Below are 18512 nucleotides of genomic sequence, written 5' to 3'. Positions count from 1 at the left end.
AACGGCGCCGTCACGCAGCCGTGGGCCAGCCGGCCAGCAGCCCGTGCAGGGCGCCGCACAGCGCGCGCGGCGAGTCGAGCATCAAGTGGTGGTGCGCGCCCGGGATGGCGAACATGGGCCAGCCGCGCTGGCGCGCCAGGCGCCCGATGTAGTCCTTGACCGCCGGCGTGAAGACCGCGCTGTGGTCGCCATGGATGACCGCCAGGGGCGTTTCGAGGGCTTCCAGCTCGCGCCACGGCTCGTGCAGGTGCAGCTTTTTGAACAGCGCATCGTCGAATTTCCAGCTCCAGCCGCCCTTCATCGGCGCCACCGAATGGTGGGCGATGTGCTGCAGCAGGTAGGGATGCTGACAGGGCTGCTGCGGCAACAGGAAAAACCGGCGAACAGCGGTCTCATAGTCGGCGCAGACGGTCTTTGGGCGATACGGCGCCTTGGTCGGGTCGAACGGCGAGGGCTCATCCGGCGGAAACACAGCCGAGTCCAGCATCACGATGCCGCGCACGCGCCCCGCATGGCGCACGCCCAGCGTCAGCGCCACCGCCCCGCCCAGGCTGTGGCCGATGACCACCGTATCGGCACCCAGACCGGCATGGTCCATGACGGCAACCACGTCGTCGCTGAACAGCGCGGTCGAATACGCCTCCCGATGCTCGCTGTCGCCCATGCCGGACAGGTGCGGCGCCACCACGTGAAAACGCTCGGCAAAGCGCGGCGCGATGAAATCCCACCAGTTGGCGTGCGCCATGGCGCCGTGGATCAGCACCAGTCCCGGCAGGCCGGGCGTGCCCCAGGACCGGTAGCGCAACAGCGCGCCGTCGTGCAGGACTTCGGCCTCGCTGACCGGCGCCTGCAACGCCTCGCTGACCCAGGCCGGCGGGCCCGGATTCGTTTCCCCGCCGCTCACGACCTTGCACCCGGCCCGATCAATCGCCGGCCAAGGCTCCGGAAGCGCAAGCGCGGCCTGTCATTTTCCAGACCGGCACCAAAACCCGCGTCACCACACATCGTCAAAACCATCCCCTTGCCTCTTGTCTCTTGTCTCTTGCCTCTTCACCCACCCAACAACAACCGGTTCAACCGCTGCACGAACTGCGCCGGCGCCTCCAGCTGCCCGCCCTCGGCCAGCAGCGCCTGTTCATACAGCAGCCGCGCCCAGTCGTCGATGTGCTCGGCGTCGGCGCCGGCCTTGACGCGCGCCAGCAGCGGGTGGCGGGGGTTGATCTCCAGCACCCGCTTGTTGTCCGGCACGGCCTGGCCGGCGGACTTGAGAAGCCGCTCCAGGTTGCCGGACAGGCCTTCCTTGCCGGCCACCAGGCACACCGGCGATTCGGTCAGGCGATCCGACAGGCGTACCGATTCGACGGTGTCCTTGAGCGCCGTCTGCAGGGCGCTGAGGGTCGGCTGCCAGTCGGCGTCGGCCACCGGCGGCAATTCGGTTTCGGCCGGGCCGAGCTCGTCCAGGTTCAAATCCGCCTGCGCGGCCGATTGCAGCGGCTTGCCGTCGAAGGCGGGCAGGCTGCCGACCAGCCACTCGTCGATGCGGTCGCCCAGCAGCAGCACTTCCACGCCACGGGCGCGCAGGGCCTCCAGGTGCGGCGAGGCAGCGGCCGCGGCCACCGAGTCTGCGGTGATGTAGTAGATGGCCTTCTGGCCGTCCTTCATGCGCGCCACGTAGTCGGCCAGCGACACCGTGGGCGTCGATTCGGCCGTGGTGGCAAAACGCAGCAGGCCGGCGATGCGGTCGCGGTTGGCGTGATCCTCGACCACGCCTTCCTTGAGCACCCGCCCGAACAGGCCCCAGAAGCGGGCGTACTTTTCGGTGTCCTCGCGCGCCATGTCCTCCAGCAGGCCCAGAATGCGCCGCGTGCAGCCGGCGCGGATGCTGTCCACCACCTTGCTGCCCTGCAGGATCTCGCGCGACACGTTCAGCGGCAGGTCGTCGGCGTCGATCACGCCGCGCACGAAGCGCAGATAGGTCGGCAGCAGATGCGCCGCGTCGTCCATGATGAACACGCGCTTCACATACAGGCGCACGCCGTGGCGGCGGTCGCGGTCCCACAGGTCGAACGGCTCGGCGGCCGGCACGAACAGCAGGGCGGTGTATTCGTGGCTGCCCTCGACGCGGCTGTGCAGCTGCGCCAGCGGCGCCTGCATGTCGTAGCTGAGCTGCTTGTAGAAGGCGTCGTATTCGTCCTGCGTGACGTCCGTGCGCGGCCGCGCCCACAGGGCGGTGGCCTGGTTGACGGTGTCCCAGGCGGGCGCGGTGGCGGCGTCTGCCACCTCGGCTTCGCCCTTTTCGGCGGCGGGCTTGGCGGCCGGCATGCGCACCGGGAAGGTGATGTGGTCGGAGTAGGTGCGGATGATGGATTTCAGGCGCCAGGCGTCGGCGAACTCGTGCGCGTCGTCGCGCAGGTGCAGCACGATTTCGGTCCCGCGCGGCGCACTGACGGTCTCGATGCTGTACTCGCCCTCGCCGGCCGACTGCCAGCGCACGCCCTCCGCGTCCGGCCGGCCGGCGCGGCGGGTGGTCAGCGTGACGCGGTCGGCGACGATGAAGGCCGAGTAGAAGCCGACGCCGAACTGGCCGATCAGGCGCGCATCTTGCGTCTGGCCGGGGGCCTGGCCGGCCTGCAGCGTCTTCAGGAACTCGGCAGTGCCGGAATGGGCGATGGTGCCGATGTTGGCGATGACTTCCTCACGGCTCATGCCGATGCCGTTGTCGCGCACGGTGACGGTGTGCGCCTGCGGATCGCACTCGATTTCGATGCCCAGCTCGCCGCCGCCGTCCATCAGCGCGGCGTCGCTGTAGCCCTCGAAGCGCAGCTTGTCGAGCGCGTCGGAGGCGTTGGAGACCAGCTCGCGCAGGAAAATCTCGCGGTTGCTGTACAGGCTGTGGATCATCAGCTTGAGCAGCTGACGGGTTTCGGTGGCGAAGCTGAGGGTTTCGGCTTGGGACATGGCGGCCTCGTGCGAAAGGGACAACGATCAGGTCATGTGCGCGGCGAGCGCGATGATCGCCCGGCGCAGCCGGGCTCCTACGGTTTTCCGACGGCAAAACTTCGGCGTTCCCTTAATTGGGGCAACCAGCGGACGATGCAAGGGCTGCATCACACCGGACAATGCCACGGGGCGCAGCGGCGCCGGGCGTGCCAGGCGCCGGCCGGTTTGCCATACTGGCGCGGCCCGGGATGACCGTCCCCGGCAGCCGCCGCCTGCGGTGTCACCTGTCACGTCACACGGAGCAGTGCCATGAAAACCGCCCGCGCCTTCCTGATCGGCATCGGCATCTTCTACGCCGTGTTCAACTTCCTGGGTACCCTGCCGTTCGCCACCGCCGGCTACCTGGGCACCATGTACCCGGGCATCGACCTGCACGCGGGCGAACCGATATTTCGCCTGTTGCAGGACGCCTGGATCATCGTCGGCATCCAGCTGGGCGCGATCGGCCTGGTGGCGCTGTGGGGCGCCCGCGACCCGCTGCGCTACGCGGCGGTGATTCCGGTGGTCATCGTCACCGAGATCGTCGATGGCGCGTGGGACATCTACAGCATCATCTGGAGCCACGAGGTCGCCTGGATGGGCATCCTCACGCTGGTCATCCATGCGGTGTGGATCGCCTGGGCCATCGTCGCCTGGCGGGCCCTGTTCCCGGCCGGCGGGAAGACCGTCAGCGCCACCGGCTAAGCGCTGCCGGCGACTATCACCAGTTGCCGAAGGCGCGCTCCAGGGCCGCCCATACCCGGTCCTGGATCGCCGGGGCCTCCTGCAGCAACTCGTGGCGCGCGCCGGCGATCCACTGAATTTCGGCCCGCGGCAGACGGGCAGCGAAGGCCGCCGCGGCCTGGCTGTCCACCACCAGGTCCTGTTCGGCCAGCAGCACGGTCAGCGGGGTGGTGATGGACTGCGCCACGCCGGGAGCGTGCAGGCGGTCCAGCGAATCGAAGGCCGCCGCCAGCCAGTACCAGTCCACCTGACCGAAGGCCAGATCGGGGTCACTGCGGATGCGCTGGCGCAGACGTTCGTAACTGTCCGGATCCGAAGTCAAGGGATTGATGGCAAAGGGGATGCTGAGCGGGGTGTAGTTGCGGCGCCCCGGCAGTGGCCGCCGGCCCTGGCCGAGGCGGATCATCAGCCGCGCCAGCCGGCGCGCCAGGCGCTGCGACCAACGACCGGTGCGGATGCCGATCATCGGCGCGCACAGCACCGCCCGTGCCACCGCCTGCGGGCGCAGGGCCAGGTGACGCAGCGCCAGGTGCGCGCCCATGGAATGGGCCAGCAGCAGGGGCGGATCGCCCGGCGGCAGGGCCGCGAACACGGCCTCCAGGTCCGCCAGGTGGCGATCGAAAACGCCATGCGGCGCCCCGCCGCCGGCCGGCGAGTGACCCTGCCCGCGCCAGTCGAAGCTCCATACCTCGAAGCCCCTGCCGGTCAGCCGGGCCGCCACCTCGGTGTATTTCTCGAGAAACTCCGACAGGCCCTGCAGCAGCACGACGCGCCCGCGTGGCGTCTCGGGCCGCCAAATCCCCCGCCGCAGGCGACCGCCATCGTCGGTCACGAGCCAGTCGATACGCAGGGCGCCGACCGGGAGCATGGGACCGTCGTGCAACCGTCACATCCCAAACGGTGCCGCGCTGGCCGCGGCTTCGGACACGCGCCATTCCGACCACCTGCGCACCGCATGGCCACGCCGGCAGTGCCGGCAACCGTTGCCTGCCGTGACGATCAATGCCGGCTCCGACCGCTCGCAGACGCCCTTACGCAGGTTCTGAATTGACCCGCAGATCGCGCACCAGGCGAATCGCGGCGGTGCCATCCACGTAAAACGCCGGCAAGCGGCCGCGCTCGCGGTAGTGATGGGCAAAGCAGAAGGCGCGGCCGGCACCGTTGCTGGCCTCGAGTTTCAGTTGCAGCGTGAACAGGCCGGCGGTGCTGGCTGTCGTTTCCAGCCAGCCGAGCAGCGCGCTGCCGATGCCGATGCGCCGGTAGTGCGGGTGCACCACCAGCAGGGCAATCTGCGCCTGCTCGCTGAGCAGGTCGAGCACTGCCGCGCCGGCCAGGCAGCGGCCGGACACCGCAAGCACCACGCTGCTGTTGGGACTGCGGACACGCCGCGCGATGCGCGCAGCATCCCAGCGCGCGTGCAGGCTTTCCGCCGTTGCAAGACGCACCAGCTCGGCAAGCGCCGGCGCATCGGTGGCACGGGCGGGCAGCAGGCTTAAACGGGTTCCGGACATGGTTGGGGCGTAGCGTGATCTGGACCGGGATTGGGCGCTTCGAGTCTAGCAGTCGCCTCGTACCCGCAGCGGCACGGGGGCGGTCGCACGCACGCTCCACAGGCGCCGGGTCAGCCACAGCCCCAGCGCGCAACCGAGGGCGTCGCGCCCAAGATCGGCGACCGACACCTGCCGACCCGGCACGAAACTCTGGTGCCACTCGTCGAACAGGCCGTAGCCCAGCGTCAGCATTGCGACCAGCAGCGCCGTGCGCCAACCACGCTGGCGCGGCAGGGCCAGACACAGCGTCGCCGCCAGCAGCGCATAGGCCGGGATGTGCAGCGGGTCGTGCAGCGCGCTCGGAACTCGCGACAACAAGCCATCCGGCGCCGCACCCGACAGGCTGGAGGTGAAAAAGATGGCAGCCATCACCAGCGGCGGCCCGAGGCGGCGCAGCAGTACCGACCTATCCACTGCTAACACCCTGGGCCGGCCGGCGCATCAGCCGGGCGGCCAATGCATGGCCCGTCCGGCCAGCACGTGCAGGTGGATGTGGAACACCGTCTGCCCGGCCAGGCGGTTGCAGTTCATCACGGTGCGAAAGCCGTCGGCCGCGAAGCCCTGCGCCGCAGCCAGGTCGCGCGCGGCCAGGTACATGCGCCCGACGGTTTCCGCGTGGCGCGGTTCAAGCTCGTTCAGGGTCGCGATGTGCTCGCGCGGAATCACCAGCGCGTGAAACGGCGCCTGCGGGTTGATGTCGCGAATCGCCAGCAGGTGCTCGTCGGCGTGCAGCAGGTCCGGCTTGATGTCGCCGGACACCATCCTGCAGAACAGGCAGTCGCTCATGGTCCGCCCTCGCGGTCAGGCGCTGGCCGAGCGCTTGACCGATTCGGCACCCTGCTGGCCGCCCAGGCCGGCCTGCATCAGGCGCAGCCATTCGCGGTACTGGCCGTGGTACAGCGTCTCGTCGGTGGCGTCCGGGCCGCTGCTGCTCGGGTGGATGCCCAGTTCCTTAGCGAAGGCGTCCGGGCCGTTGACCATGTGCGTCATGCCACGGTCGTAGCCCTGCTGCCATTCCACCAGGCGCGCCTCGTAGCCTTCCTGGCAGGCCTCGAAGATGGCCAGATCGTCCGGCGTGGCCATGCCGGTGGCGTTGAAGAAGTCCTCGTACTGGCGGATGCGCCGCTCGCGCATGCTGGCCGACTCGCCCTTGGCGGCGATGCAGTAGATCTTGACCTCGGTGAGGTCGTGGGAAATCGGCCGGAACACGCGAATCTGCGACGAGGCCTGCTCCATCAGCTGCACGTTGGGGTAGATCAGCAGGTTGCGCTGGCGCTTTAGCATCCACTCGGCCATGGCGCCGCCGACGCGCTGCTCGACCTCGTCCTTGTGCTCCCACAGCGGGCGGTTCTGCGGCATCGGAAAGTCGATCCAGATCAGCGCGTGGCCGCGCTGCAGGTCGTAGCAGCCGCTCTTGAAACCCTTCATCATGGACTCGTCGTAGGCGACCTTGACCTTGTCGTCCTTGCCGGCGGCCGAGGCCTTCATGCGCCGCGCGATGACGCCCACGTAGTTGGCGTGGATGGTGGTGAAGTGGTAACCGTCGATGCCGTTTTCGGCCTGCATCTTCCAGTTGCCGCGGTAGCGGTAGGTGGAGCAGCCCTTGATGACCTCGGCGCCCTGCGCCGACATGGCGTCGATCATGTCCACGAAGGGCGCCGCGTCGGCCAGGTGCTCGCGCAGCGGCGGCACATCCGGGTTCAGGCTGCCGAACACGAAGCCCTTGTAGCTGTCCAGGCGCGCGATGTGCTTGAGGTCGTGGTCCTGCCGCTCGAAGGCCGGCGGGTAGGCGCCCGTGGCGCGGTCCTTGATTTCCATGTTCCGACCGGCCGAGTCGTATACCCAGCCGTGGTAGGGGCAGGTCAGGAACTTGCTGTTGCTCTTGGCGGTGCGGCACAGCGTGGCGCCGCGGTGCGCGCAGGCGTTCACGAAGCAGTGCAGCTTGCCGTCGCCGTCGCGGCTGACGATCACCGGCTGGCGGCCGATGTGGGTGGTGAAATGATCGTGCGGCTTGGCCAGCTGGCTCTCGTGGCACAGGTAGATCCAGGTGCCCTCGAAGATGTGTTTCATCTCCAGCTCGAACAGTTCTTCATCCGTGAACAGCTTGCGGCTGACCTCGAACAGGCCGTCCTGCGGGCGGTCGATCAGCAGCCGGTTCAGATCGTTGGGCGTCATGGGGGGCCTCCTGATAGGGAATCGTCGGTCGTCGCCACGCGGGCACGGCGGGATGTCGAATTGTGCCACGGGCGTCCGAGCGTCACTGATCGGGGCGCCTGGCGGCCCGGAGACGGTCCGGCGACGCGCTAGAATCGCGAACTTTTTCGTTCCGGACCGGCCCCATGACGCTGCTGTGGATCGTGCTTTTCACGCTGCTGGGCGGCGCTGCCAGTGCCGGCGCGGCCGGCGCCCTGCTGCTGGTGCCGGATCGGCTGCGTGAGCGCCTGCTGCCATCGCTGGTCAGCTACGCGGTGGGCGCCATGCTGGCGGCGGCGTTCCTGGGGCTGTTGCCGGAGGCCTTCGAGTATCCCGGCACCACCCCGCAGCAGGTCACCGGCGTCCTGCTGGGCGGCATTCTGCTGTTCTTCGTGCTGGAAAAATTCGTGCTCTGGCGCCATTGCCACACCGATGCGTGCGCCGCCCACGGCAGCCATGCGCCGCTGGCCACGGCGCGGCCCTGGCGGGCTGCCGGCACGCTGGTGCTGGTCGGCGACAGCGTGCACAACCTGATCGACGGCGTGCTGATCGCGGCGGCCTTCCTGACCGACGCGCGGCTCGGCGTGCTGACGGCGCTGGCCATCGTGGCGCACGAGATTCCGCAGGAAATCGGCGACGTGGCGGTGCTGGTGCACAGCGGCTACTCGCGCGGCAAGGCCATGCTCTACAACCTGCTGACCAATCTGCCGACGCTAATCGGCGGCGTGGTCGCCTATTTCGCCCTGGAGCCGCTGCACGGTGCGTTGCCCTATGTGCTGACCCTGGCGGCGGCGAGCTTCATCTATATTGCCGTCGCCGACCTGATCCCGGACCTGCACCGCCGGCCCGAGCCGGCCGCCACGCTGGCGCAGGTGCTGCTGATCGGCGCCGGCATCGGCACCATCGTGCTCAGCCACCTGGCGCTGGAGCACTGGCTGCACTGATCCGCGCGAGCGGTCTGCCACCCGGTGGGCGGTGCGCCGCGGACCGGCGCGGATCAACCCGCCTCAGGTCGGTTCGATCTCGCGCAGATGCCGCCCCACGGCCAGCGCCGCGCCGACCAGGCCCAGGCCGCCACCGAGCAGCAGCAGGCCGAGGCTGCCGAAGAACCCCGGTGTGGCCAGGCGCAGCGTCGAACCGTACAGGCCGGCCAGCGTGCGCACCGACCCGGCCAGGCCGGCGTTGACCGCGATCAGCAACAGTACCGCCACCAACCCGCCGATGAGGCCCTGCAGCAGGCCCCAGTACAGGAACGGCCGGCGGATGAAGGCGTCCGTACCGCCGATGAGCTTGGTGATTTCGATTTCCGCCCGCCGGTTGAAGATGGCCAGGCGAATAGTGTTGCCGGTCACCAGCACCACGCCGGCGCCCAGCAGCCCGGCGAAGGCCCACAGCGTGCGTTTGCCCAGTTCCAGCAGGGCGTTCAGGCGCCGCACCCAGTCCAGGTCGGACTGCACGTCGTCGACCTGCGGCAGCGCGTGCAGCCGCTCGGCGAGGCGTGCCAGCGTTGCCTCGTCGGCGGGGGCTTCGGGCGTCACTACCAGCGCGGCCGGCAGTGGATTCTCGCCGAGCAGGGCCAGCGCCTCGCCCAGGCCCGAACTGCGCTCGAACTCGGCCAGCGCCTGGGCGCGATCGATCAGGGTCACATTGGCCTGCCCGGCCAGATCCTTGCGCAGGCTGCCGGCCAGGGCGCTGGCGTCGGCATCCGGCAGGTCGGTCTTCAGATAGGCGGTCAGGCGTGCGTCGCCGTCCCAGGCGGCGGTCGCCTGGCGCAGGGTAGCCAGACCCAGCAGCAGGCTCGCCGGCAGGGCCAGACTGACGCCGATCACCAGCGCCGTCAGCAGCGTGTTCATGCGCTGGCGGTACAGCTGACCGAGGCTGCCGACCAGCGCCTGCAGGTGGCGTTCGAGGTAGCGCGGCACGGCTGAATCTACGCGTCGCTGACCAGGCTGCCGGCATGCAGGGTCAGCGTGCGGGCGTCCATTTCCTCGATCAGGGCATGATCGTGGCTGGCAATCAGTACCGCCACGCCGACCTGGTTGAAGTCCCGGAACAGGCGCATCACCTCGCGCGACAACTCCGGGTCGAGGTTGCCGGTCGGCTCGTCGGCCAGCAGCAGCGGTGGCCTGGCCACCAGCGCGCGGGCGATGCCGACCCGCTGCTGCTCGCCGCCGGACAGGGCCTGCGGGAAGCTGCGTTCCTTGCCGAGCAAGCCGACCTTGTCGAGCGCCGCGCGCACCCGGCGCCCGACCTCCGGGCCGTGGTGGCCGGCCACCACCAGCGGCAGGGCGACGTTGTCGGCCACGCTCAGCTCCGGCAGCAGCTTGTGGTCCTGGAAGATGATGCCGATGCCGCGCCGGTAATACGGCAGGCGGCGGCGGGACAGGCGCGCCAGGTTCTGGCCGTTGACCAGCGCCTGGCCGCGGCTGGGTTTCTCGATGCCGGCGATCAGCTTCAGCAGCGTGCTCTTGCCGGCGCCGGAGTGGCCGGTGACGAAGGCCAGCTCGCCCGCTTCCAGTCTGAAGCTGACGTCCTTGAGCGCGTCGCCGCCGTTGGCGTAGCGCTTGCTGACGTGCTCGAAATTGATCATTCGGGCGTGCTGTCCCGGCTCAAAAGCGCGTCCACGAAATCCCGGGCCACGAACGGGCGCAGGTCCTCGGCGCCCTCGCCCACGCCCAGGTACCTGATCGGCAGACCGAGCTGGCTGGCGATGGCCAGCACCACCCCGCCCTTGGCGGTGCCGTCGAGCTTGCTCAGCACCAGACCCGTGACGCCGATGGCCTCGTTGAACTGACGCGCCTGCACCAGGGCGTTCTGGCCGTTGCCGGCATCGAGCACCAGCAGCGTTTCGTGCGGCGCCGTGGCATCGAACTTGCCCATCACGCGGCGGATCTTGCGCAGCTCGTCCATCAGCCCGGCCTGCGTGTGCAGACGCCCGGAGGTGTCGGCGATCACCACGTCGGCGCCGCGGCTGCGCGCCGCCAGCAGGGCGTCGTAGATCACCGCCGCCGGATCGGCGCCCGGCTGCTGGGCGATCACCGGCACGCCCAGGCGCTCACCCCAGACCTTCAGCTGCTCGACGGCAGCGGCGCGGAAGGTGTCGCCGGCCGCCAGCACCACCTGTTTGCCTTCGCCCTTCAGGCGCTGCGCCAGTTTGCCGATGGTGGTGGTCTTGCCGGCTCCGTTCACGCCGGCCATGAGGATGACGTGCGGGCGCGCAGTGAAGACCGGTGCGGGCACCTCGCACGGGGCCAGCAGCTTGAGCATGCGTTCCTTGAGCGCCTTGAGCACCGCCTCGCCGTCGGCCAGTTCGTGGCGCGCCAGGCGGGCGTTCAGGTCGTCGACCAGGGCGGTGGTGGCCTCGACACCGGCGTCGGCGCCCAGCAGCAGGGTTTCGATTTCCTCGACCGTGAGCGCGTCGATGCTGCGCCGGCCGAGCACCAGGTCGGCAATGCCGCCGCCCAGGCGTTCGCGGGTGCGCGAGAGGCCCTGACGCAGGCGGGCGAACAGGCCCGGCCGGGATGAGTCGGTCATGGAGCGGGGTGCAACCGTGCAGGCGAATCGGTGGTCAAAGGCCGCGTCGGCCTGGCCCGGTTATGCTAACACCGGCGCCGCGGCCGGCCGTGGCGCCCCCATCGACAGGAGCTTTCCGGTGAAACGCATTCTCAGCGCCCTGCTGCTGGCAGGTGCGCCGCTGTACGCGGCTACCCCAGCAACCACCGCCGCGGTATCGGCCGCTTCGGCAACCCAGGAACAGACTCTCGGCAACGGCATGAAGGTCATCGTGCGCGAGGACCACCGCGCGCCGGTGGTCGTCACGCAGGTCTGGTACAAGGTCGGCAGCAGCTACGAGCCGGGCGGCCTGACCGGCGCCTCGCACGTGCTCGAACACATGATGTTCAAGGGCACGGCGCGCCTGAAGCCCAACGAGTTCTCGCGCATCATTGCCGACAACGGCGGTGAGGAAAACGCCTTCACCGGCAGCGACTACACGGCCTATTTCCAGACCCTGGCGGCCGACCGGCTGGAGGTCAGCCTGCGTCTGGAAGCGGACCGCATGCGCAACCTGCGCCTGGACGCTGGCGAATTCGCCAAGGAAATCGAGGTGGTCAAGGAAGAGCGGCGCCTGCGCACCGACGACCAGCCGCAGGCGCTGCTGTACGAGCAGTTCAACGCCACTGCCTTCCTGGCCCACCCCTATCGAAACCCGGTCATCGGCTGGGAAGACGACCTGGCCACCCTGACCGTGGCGGACCTGAAGGACTGGTACCGGCGCTGGTACCAGCCCAGCAACGCGACGCTGGTGGTGGTCGGCGACGTCGAGCCGGCGCGGGTGTTCTCACTGGCCCGGCGCTATTTCGGCGGGCTGCCGGGCGGCACGGTGACGCCCCCGAAGCGACAGCTGGAGCCGCTGCAACGCGGCGAGCGACGCCTGGAACTGAAGGCCCCGGCCGAGGTGCCCTACATCATCATGGGCTACCACGCGCCGGCGGCCACCGCCGATGCCGCCGACTGGGAGCCGTATGCGCTGGAGGTGCTGGCCGGCGTGCTGGACGGCGGCGAGAGTGCGCGTCTGGCCAGTCAAGTGCGGCGCGGGCAGGAAATCGCGGCCAGCGCCGGGGCCGGCTATCGGTCCTTCCAGCGCGCGCCGGGTCTGTTCCTGCTGGAAGGCACGCCAGCCCAGGGGCGCAGCGTGGAGGAACTGGAACAGGCGCTGCGGGCGCAGATCCGCACGCTGACCCAACAGCCCGTGTCGGCCGACGAGTTGGAGCGGGTCAAGGCGCAGGTGGTAGCGGCCGAGGTCTACCAGCGCGATTCGGTGTTCTACCAGGCCATGCGCATCGGCTTGCTGGAGACCATTGGTCTGGGCTGGCGGGTCGGCGAGGATTACGCGGCGCGCATCCGCGCCGTCACGCCCGAGCAGGTGCAGCAGGTGGCGCTGCGGTATCTGGGCGAGGACAAGCTCACGGTCGGCGTGCTGCGCCCGCAGCCGGGCGCCCTGCCCAAGCGCACGAACAAGGTTCCCGGAGGTCGTCATGACATCGGTGGTTGAGGTGGGCCGCGCAGGCCAGGGCGGCAGCGCCAGGCCGCGCCAATGCGAGCGGACGCGCGCAACGGCCCTGCTCACAGTGGCGGCGGCGTTTCTCGGCAGCCTCCTGAGCCTGCAGGCCGGCGCCATTCCGGCCATCGAAACCTGGACCACCGGCAACGGCGCCCGGGTGCTGCTGGTCAGCACGCCCGACCTGCCGATGGTGGATGTGCGCGTGGCCTTCGACGCCGGCGCCGCGCGTGACGAGGCCACGCCCGGCCTGGCCCGCTTCACCAGCGGCCTGCTGTTCGACGGCGCCGCCGGCCTGGACGCGCAGGCCATCGCCAGCGGTTTCGAGCGCCTCGGCGCCCAGTACGGGGCGCAGGCCGAGCGCGACATGGCCGTCGTGTCGCTGCGCTCGCTGAGCGATCGGCCGCTGCTGGACCCGGCCGTCGACCTGCTGGCCCGCATTCTGGCCAGCCCCGAGTTTCCGCCAGACGCGGTCGCCCGCAGCCGGCGCACGCTGGAAGTCGCCCTGGCGCAGGAGCGCGAGCAGCCGGCGCAGATCGCCAGCCGGGCCTTCTATCAGGCCGCCTATCGCGCCCACCCCTATGCCGGCTGGCCGGACGGCGAACCCGAAGCCCTGCCGCTGCTCACGCGGGACGCGGCGCAGGCCTTCCACCGCCGCTACTACGTGGCGCGCAACGCGGTGGTGGCACTGGTCGGCGATCTGGACCGGCCGGCGGCACAGGCGCTGGCCGAGCGCCTGCTGGCCGGCCTGCCATCCGGCGAGCCGGCGCCGGCCCTGTCCGCCGTGCTGCCGCTGGCGCAGGCGGTCAACGAGCGCATCCGCCACCCGGCGGCCCAGACGCACATCGTGCTTGGCGCACCGGTGCTCACGCGGGACGATCCGGACTACTTCCCGCTGGTGGTTGGCAACCACGTGCTGGGCGGTTCGGGCCTGGTGTCGCGGGTCAGCAACGTCATCCGCGAGCAGCGCGGCCTGGCCTACAGCGCCTACAGCTACTTCATGCCGATGCGCCAGGCGGGTCCGTTCCTGATGGGCCTGCAGACGCGCGGCGATCAGGCCGGCGAGGCAACCGCCCTGCTGCGCCAGACGCTCGACGAGTTCATCGCCCAGGGGCCGACCGCGGCCGAGTTGCAGGCCGCGCAGCGCAATCTGTCTGGCGGCTTTCCACTGCGCCTGGACAGCAACAAGGAAATCGTCGAATACCTGGCCATGCTGGGCTTCTACGGCCTGCCACTGGACTGGCTGGACCGCTACGTCGAACGCGTCAACGCCGTCACCGTGGAGCAGGTGCGGGACGCCTTCGAGCGGCGTATCGACCCTGAAAGGCTGGTGCTGATCCGCGTCGGCGGCGACTCGGGCCCGACCGGCCAGTGAGCGCACCGCGCAACGAGGTGCGCATCATCGGCGGCCAGTGGCGCGGCCGGCGGCTGCGCTTTCCGCCCGACACCGGCATCCGCCCGACGCCGGACCGCGTACGCGAGACGCTGTTCAACTGGCTGCAGGGCAGCATCGACGGTGCGCGCTGTCTGGATCTGTTCGCCGGCAGCGGGGCGCTGGGTATCGAGGCGCTGTCGCGTGGCGCCGACAGCGTGGTGCTGGTGGAGCGCGATCCGCGGGTCGCCGCCTACCTGCAGGCCACACTGACGCAGCTGGACGCCCGCGGCGGCGAGGTGCGCAGGGTCGATGCGCAGGCCTTTCTGCGCAGCGGCGCGCGGCGTTTCGACCTGGTATTTCTGGACCCGCCGTTCGCCGAGGGCGCCCTCGAGCCGCTGCTGGGGACGCTGGCCGGCAGCGGCCAGCTGGCGCCCGCCGCGCGGGTCTATATCGAACATGCGGCCCGGGACGGGCTGCCCACCCTGCCGGCCGGCCTCACACCCTGGCGCAGCAAGCGCGCCGGGGAGGTCGGCTATCATCTTCTGGCGTGGGAGGGCAGCGCCTGAGGCAGCCCCAGCGCGTGCACGCAGTCCGCCACACGCATGGCGGATTCACCGAAAACGCAGCCACGGCGCGGGGAGCACATGGCAATTGTGGTTTATCCCGGATCGTTCGATCCGATCACCAACGGCCACGCCGACCTAATCCAGCGGGCGGCACGCCTGTTCAGTCAGGTCATCGTCGGCGTTGCCCGCAACATCAGCAAACATCCCCTGTTCAGCCTGGACGAGCGCATCGACCTGGTGCGCGCCGCCATCGGTGAGCTGCCCAACGTGCGCGTGATGCCGATCGACGGCCTGCTGGTCGATTTCGTCACGGCGCAGAAAGGGCAGGTCATCCTGCGCGGCCTGCGCGCGGTGTCGGACTTCGAGTACGAGTTCCAGCTGGCCACCATGAACCGCCACCTGCGCCCACAGATCGAGACCATTTTCCTGACCCCGGCCGAGCAGCATTCGTTCATCTCGTCCAGCCTGGTCAAGGAAGTGGCACGCTTCGGCGGCGACGTATCGGTGTTTCTGCACCCGACGGTGGCCGCCGCCCTGCGTGAGCGGATTGCAGCCGCCTGAGCGGCCGCCGGCCGGCTGGCCGGTGCTGCCGGCAGTGCGGCACCTGCTGCTATGGCTGGCGGTGGCCGCAAGCGCGGTTCCCGGCCTGGCCGGGGCCGCGGGTGAGGCGGCAGCGGACGCAAGCGCGCCGGATGCCGCCCTGATCGAACAGCGCCTGGCCGCTGCCCAGGCCGACCAGTCCCTGGCCGAGGCCGAGCGGACGGCCGTAGTGGCCCAGCTGCAGGCGGCCCAGCGCTCCCTGCGGGAGGCCGCCGCGCAGCGCGCCGAGCGCGACGCGCTGATCCGCACCGTGCGCTCGGCGCCCGCTCGCATCGCTGCCCTGCGCAACCAGCGCGCCACATCTCCCGCGCCGCCACCGGACGGCGCCGACATCGCCAGCCTCGGCTCCGCGCTGGCCGAGGCGCAGGCGGCGCTCGAAGCCGTGCTCGGCGAACAGGACGCGCTCGACCGGCGCGTGCAGGCGCTCACGCAGGCGCCGATCACGCTGCAACCGGAGCTGGCACAGGCACGCGCCGAGCTGCAGGCACTGGACACTCCGGAGACGATTCCGCAAGCCGGTGGCGAAGCGCTGGCCGAGGCACAGGCACTGGCCCGCGCCGCCCGGCGCGCCGCGCTGCTGGCCGGCATCGCCCTGCGCGAAGAGCAGCTGCGCACGGTAGAAATACGGCGTGAACTGGCGCAGGCCGAACGCGATGCCGCCGAACGTCGGGCCGCGGCCCTGGAGGATCACGTCACGGTCCTGTCGGCGCGCCTGAGCGGGGCGCGCCAGGCACTGGCGCGCCAGGAACTGGCCGACGCCGAGGCGCTGGTGGCAGGCACCGCCGACGCCGATCCACTGATCCGCGAAGCGGCTGCCCAGCAGGCGGAACTGACCCGCGAGCTGGCTGGCGTACTGCAGGCGGATGATGTCACCGGGGCCGCCATCGAACAGACCCGGGCGCGCCAGGTCGAGGTCGAGACCCTGTACCGCGCAACCCAGGCGCAGCTCGATCTGGCCGAGCTCAGCGGCGCCCTGGCGCAGGCATTGCATGATCGGCGCCAGCGCCTGCCGCGTCCGCAGGACTACCGGCGCGAGGCCGCCGTGCGCAACCGCGACATCGGCGAAGCACGCCTGCGCCAGTTGCGTCTGGGCGAGCAGAGGCGCGAGCTAGGCCTGCCCTACCAGCGCGCGGGCGAACTTGTGCAGCAGCGCCAACCGGCGCTCGACGAGGCACAGCGCAGCGCGCTGCAGCAGCAGCTGGGCAACCTGCTGCGTGCACAGGCCGACCTGATGGGGCGGCTCGACGATGCCTACGCCCGGCGCATCGCCCTGCTCAGCGAGCTTGATCGGCGCCAGCAGCAGTTACTGCAAGTGGCGCAGAACTACGCCAGCCTGCTCGACCGGCGGTTGCTGTGGATACCGGATGTCGATCCGCTCGGCCCGGCCTGGCTGCGGGCCTGGCCAGCAGCCCTGCACGAGTTGCTGCAGCCGGCGCGCTGGGCCGAGCTGCCGGCGGCGCTGGTCACCGTGCTTGTCGCCCGGCCGCTGGCGGCGCTCGGGTTGCTGCTGCCGCTGGTCCTGTTCGCCTTGCGAGGTCGCCTGCAACACCGGCAACAGGCCGATGCCGTGCGCCTGATGGACATTCATCGCGACAGTGCCTGGTTCACGGCACTGGCGCTTGTTTACGCCGCCCTGCGCGTGCTGCCCGGACCGTTGTTGATGTATCTACTCGGTCGCCTGCTGGCCTCCGACGCGCCGGATGCTTCGTTCGTCGATGCCAGTGCAGGCGCGCTGTCGGGCATGGCGCCGGCGGTGTTCGTGCTCGGCTTCATCCGGGAAATTGCCCGCCAAGGCGGGGGGCTGGAAGCGCACTATCAGTGGCAGGCCCAGGCACGGCAGATTCTGCGCCGGCAGGTGGCGCGTCTGCGCCTGGTGGTGGTGCCGGCCGGCCTGCTGGTGGTCTTTACCGAGCGCCTCGGGCAGGCCGCCACGCGCGCCACCGTCGGGCGGCTGGCCTTCGTCGTGTTCTCGGTGGCACTGGCGGCGTTTCTGTGGCGCACGCTGCATCCGCAGCGGGGCGCCCCGGCGGCGTACCTGGCGTCGCGGCAGAGCAGCTGGCTGGGGCGCTGGCGCCGGGTGTGGCATCCGTTGGCGGCGGCCAGCCCACTGCTGCCGGCAGTGCTCGCCACGCTCGGTTTCTATTACGCGGCCCTGCAGCTGCAGGGGCGGGCCGTGCAGACCGGCTGGTGGCTGCTGGGCCTGCTGCTGGTGTACTACCTGGTGCTGCGCGCACTGGCGGTGGCACAGCGCCGCCTGCGCCTGAAGCAGGCGCTGAGCGCGGGCTTCGCAATGGACGGTGAAGAGGAACCCGCCGACGTGCTCGACATCGAGGCGGTGGACGAACAGGCACGCAGCCTGCTGGGTTTCGTTCTGTCGCTGGCAATCGCGGGCGTGCTGCTGTGGGTGTGGGCAGACCTGCTGCCGGCCCTGCAGTCGCTCGACCAGATCGTGCTGTGGCGCTACCGGCTGGGTGACGAGGCCGGCGCTGCCTCCGGCGTCGTCACCCTGTTGAGCCTGCTGCTGGCGGCCGGCATTTCGGCCATGACGGTGTTCGCTTCGCGAAACCTGCCGGGGGTGCTGGAAATCGCCGTCCTGCAGCGCCTCGACATGGACGCCGGCGCCCGTTACGCCGCCATCACCGTCACCCGCTACGTCATCGTCACGGTCGGTGTGCTGGTGGCGGTCAACCTGCTGGGCGTCGAATGGGCCAAGGCGCAGTGGCTGGTGGCGGCACTGGGCGTGGGCATCGGCTTCGGCCTGCAGGAGATCATCGCCAACTTCATCTCCGGTCTGATCATTCTGGCCGAGCGGCCGTTTCGGGTCGGCGACATCGTCACCGTGGGCGGCGTCAGCGGCAATGTGGCGCGCATCCGCATCCGCGCCACCACCATCACCGACTTCGACCGCAAGGAACTGATCGTCCCGAACAAGACCTTCATCACCGAGCAGTTCGTCAACTGGACCCTGTCCGACCAGGTGCTGCGCGTGGTGGTCAAGGTCGGCATCGCCTACGGTGCCGATCCGGCCGTGGCGCAGCAGATACTGCTGGACGTGGTGCACGCCAACCCGAGGTTGACGCGCGAGCCGGCGCCGCAGGTGTTGTTCACCCGTTTCGGCGACAGTGCGCTGGAATTCGAGGTCCGCGCCTATGTGCGCACGCTGCAGGATTCGATTCCGGCCCAGCACGAGTTGCACATGGCCATCCACCAGGCGCTGCGCGAGGCCGGCATCGAAATCCCCTTCCCGCAACGGGACGTGCACCTGCGCAGCGTGTCGGCGCAGGCCGCGCAGACCATCGGCGGCCGGGCGGATGACGATCCCGGTGGCGCCTGACAGGCAGCGCAGCCGGCCGGGCGGCAAGCCGTTCGCCCGTTTGCATCCGCACGCTGCGCTGATGAACAATAGCCAAAGCCGAACGGTCGTTCAGACCCGGTGATGCACCAGT

The 18512-nt window shown here is 70.0% G+C and carries 16 protein-coding genes and 1 pseudogene; 7 read left to right on the top strand and 10 right to left on the bottom strand.

Going from position 1 to position 18512, the window contains the following annotated elements; translation table 11 throughout:
* Positions 1–10: 10 nt before the first annotated feature.
* Both H5U26_RS07080 and htpG read right to left on the bottom strand, forming a co-directional pair.
* The gene (locus tag H5U26_RS07080) at positions 11–904 is read right to left on the bottom strand and encodes an alpha/beta hydrolase (protein WP_290618072.1); all 894 of its coding nucleotides are present in this window, start codon (positions 902–904) and stop codon (positions 11–13) included.
* A gap of 146 nt (positions 905–1050) precedes the next feature.
* Positions 1051–2958, bottom strand: coding sequence for a molecular chaperone HtpG (gene htpG, locus H5U26_RS07075; RefSeq protein WP_290618071.1), 1908 nt, complete (start codon positions 2956–2958; stop codon positions 1051–1053).
* 291 nt (positions 2959–3249) lie between these two features.
* On the opposite strand from htpG, the gene H5U26_RS07070 reads away from it, so the two are divergent.
* The gene (locus tag H5U26_RS07070) at positions 3250–3684 is read left to right on the top strand and encodes a BphX family protein (protein ID WP_290618068.1); all 435 of its coding nucleotides are present in this window, start codon (positions 3250–3252) and stop codon (positions 3682–3684) included.
* Positions 3685–3700: 16 nt separating this feature from the next.
* Here the strand turns inward: H5U26_RS07070 and H5U26_RS07065 are convergent, their stop codons facing one another.
* The 5 genes from H5U26_RS07065 to H5U26_RS07045 form a co-directional block, all read right to left on the bottom strand.
* Positions 3701–4591, bottom strand: coding sequence for an alpha/beta hydrolase (locus H5U26_RS07065; RefSeq protein ID WP_290618066.1), 891 nt, complete (start codon positions 4589–4591; stop codon positions 3701–3703).
* Positions 4592–4754: 163 nt separating this feature from the next.
* Positions 4755–5234 (bottom strand): GNAT family N-acetyltransferase, encoded by a 480-nt coding sequence (locus H5U26_RS07060; protein ID WP_290618064.1) that lies wholly within the window; start codon positions 5232–5234, stop codon positions 4755–4757.
* Positions 5235–5279: 45 nt separating this feature from the next.
* Positions 5280–5687: a VanZ family protein gene (locus H5U26_RS07055; RefSeq protein ID WP_290618062.1), complete on the bottom strand. Its 408-nt coding sequence runs from the start codon at positions 5685–5687 to the stop codon at positions 5280–5282.
* A gap of 27 nt (positions 5688–5714) precedes the next feature.
* On the bottom strand, positions 5715–6059 hold the full coding sequence (locus H5U26_RS07050; protein ID WP_290618060.1) for a histidine triad nucleotide-binding protein: 345 nt from the start codon (positions 6057–6059) through the stop codon (positions 5715–5717).
* 15 nt (positions 6060–6074) lie between these two features.
* The gene (locus H5U26_RS07045; RefSeq protein WP_290618058.1) at positions 6075–7448 is read right to left on the bottom strand and encodes a Rieske 2Fe-2S domain-containing protein; all 1374 of its coding nucleotides are present in this window, start codon (positions 7446–7448) and stop codon (positions 6075–6077) included.
* Between the two features lie 164 nt (positions 7449–7612).
* Between H5U26_RS07045 and H5U26_RS07040 the strand changes: the two genes are divergently transcribed.
* The gene (locus H5U26_RS07040; RefSeq protein ID WP_290618056.1) at positions 7613–8410 is read left to right on the top strand and encodes a ZIP family metal transporter; all 798 of its coding nucleotides are present in this window, start codon (positions 7613–7615) and stop codon (positions 8408–8410) included.
* Between the two features lie 63 nt (positions 8411–8473).
* Here H5U26_RS07040 and ftsX read toward each other — a convergent pair whose 3' ends face one another.
* The 3 genes and pseudogenes from ftsX to ftsY form a co-directional block, all read right to left on the bottom strand.
* Positions 8474–9388 (bottom strand): permease-like cell division protein FtsX, encoded by a 915-nt coding sequence (gene ftsX / locus H5U26_RS07035; RefSeq protein ID WP_290618054.1) that lies wholly within the window; start codon positions 9386–9388, stop codon positions 8474–8476.
* Positions 9389–9396: 8 nt separating this feature from the next.
* On the bottom strand, positions 9397–10056 hold the full coding sequence (gene ftsE / locus H5U26_RS07030; RefSeq protein WP_290618052.1) for a cell division ATP-binding protein FtsE: 660 nt from the start codon (positions 10054–10056) through the stop codon (positions 9397–9399).
* Positions 10053–10991, bottom strand: a pseudogene (gene ftsY, locus H5U26_RS07025) (signal recognition particle-docking protein FtsY); the annotation flags it as partial. The pseudogene ftsY and the gene ftsE, both read right to left, overlap by 4 nt.
* 247 nt (positions 10992–11238) lie before the next feature.
* Here ftsY and H5U26_RS07020 point away from each other — a divergent pair.
* The 5 genes from H5U26_RS07020 (at position 11239) to H5U26_RS07000 (ending at position 18400) form a co-directional block, all read left to right on the top strand.
* The gene (locus H5U26_RS07020) at positions 11239–12519 is read left to right on the top strand and encodes a pitrilysin family protein (RefSeq protein WP_366055910.1); all 1281 of its coding nucleotides are present in this window, start codon (positions 11239–11241) and stop codon (positions 12517–12519) included.
* Positions 12503–13900: a pitrilysin family protein gene (locus H5U26_RS07015; protein ID WP_290618046.1), complete on the top strand. Its 1398-nt coding sequence runs from the start codon at positions 12503–12505 to the stop codon at positions 13898–13900. The genes H5U26_RS07020 and H5U26_RS07015 overlap by 17 nt, the downstream gene beginning before the upstream one ends.
* Positions 13897–14466: a 16S rRNA (guanine(966)-N(2))-methyltransferase RsmD gene (gene rsmD / locus H5U26_RS07010; RefSeq protein ID WP_290618044.1), complete on the top strand. Its 570-nt coding sequence runs from the start codon at positions 13897–13899 to the stop codon at positions 14464–14466. The genes H5U26_RS07015 and rsmD overlap by 4 nt, the downstream gene beginning before the upstream one ends.
* 78 nt (positions 14467–14544) lie before the next feature.
* Positions 14545–15027, top strand: coding sequence for a pantetheine-phosphate adenylyltransferase (coaD, locus tag H5U26_RS07005; RefSeq protein ID WP_290618042.1), 483 nt, complete (start codon positions 14545–14547; stop codon positions 15025–15027).
* The gene (locus tag H5U26_RS07000) at positions 15005–18400 is read left to right on the top strand and encodes a mechanosensitive ion channel domain-containing protein (protein ID WP_290618040.1); all 3396 of its coding nucleotides are present in this window, start codon (positions 15005–15007) and stop codon (positions 18398–18400) included. Before coaD ends, H5U26_RS07000 begins: the two co-directional genes overlap by 23 nt.
* Positions 18401–18512 lie beyond the last annotated feature (112 nt).

Origin of the sequence: Immundisolibacter sp. (genome assembly GCF_014359565.1) — a bacterium.
In the GTDB taxonomy this organism is placed as follows: Bacteria; Pseudomonadota; Gammaproteobacteria; order Immundisolibacterales; family Immundisolibacteraceae; genus Immundisolibacter.
This window is presented reverse-complemented; position numbering and strand designations above follow the sequence as displayed.

What these genes read in the sequence shown, in the direction of transcription:
- htpG (WP_290618071.1), bottom strand. Translation starts at nt 2,958, where the DNA reads ATGTCCCAAGCCGAAACCCTCAGCTTCGCCACCGAAACCCGTCAGCTG.
- H5U26_RS07070 (WP_290618068.1), top strand. Translation starts at nt 3,250, where the DNA reads ATGAAAACCGCCCGCGCCTTCCTGATCGGCATCGGCATCTTCTACGCC.
- H5U26_RS07065 (WP_290618066.1), bottom strand. Translation starts at nt 4,591, where the DNA reads ATGCTCCCGGTCGGCGCCCTGCGTATCGACTGGCTCGTGACCGACGAT.
- H5U26_RS07060 (WP_290618064.1), bottom strand. Translation starts at nt 5,234, where the DNA reads ATGTCCGGAACCCGTTTAAGCCTGCTGCCCGCCCGTGCCACCGATGCG.
- H5U26_RS07050 (WP_290618060.1), bottom strand. Translation starts at nt 6,059, where the DNA reads ATGAGCGACTGCCTGTTCTGCAGGATGGTGTCCGGCGACATCAAGCCG.
- H5U26_RS07045 (WP_290618058.1), bottom strand. Translation starts at nt 7,448, where the DNA reads ATGACGCCCAACGATCTGAACCGGCTGCTGATCGACCGCCCGCAGGAC.
- H5U26_RS07040 (WP_290618056.1), top strand. Translation starts at nt 7,613, where the DNA reads ATGACGCTGCTGTGGATCGTGCTTTTCACGCTGCTGGGCGGCGCTGCC.
- ftsE (WP_290618052.1), bottom strand. Translation starts at nt 10,056, where the DNA reads ATGATCAATTTCGAGCACGTCAGCAAGCGCTACGCCAACGGCGGCGAC.
- H5U26_RS07020 (WP_366055910.1), top strand. Translation starts at nt 11,239, where the DNA reads ATGAAGGTCATCGTGCGCGAGGACCACCGCGCGCCGGTGGTCGTCACG.
- H5U26_RS07015 (WP_290618046.1), top strand. Translation starts at nt 12,503, where the DNA reads ATGACATCGGTGGTTGAGGTGGGCCGCGCAGGCCAGGGCGGCAGCGCC.
- coaD (WP_290618042.1), top strand. Translation starts at nt 14,545, where the DNA reads ATGGCAATTGTGGTTTATCCCGGATCGTTCGATCCGATCACCAACGGC.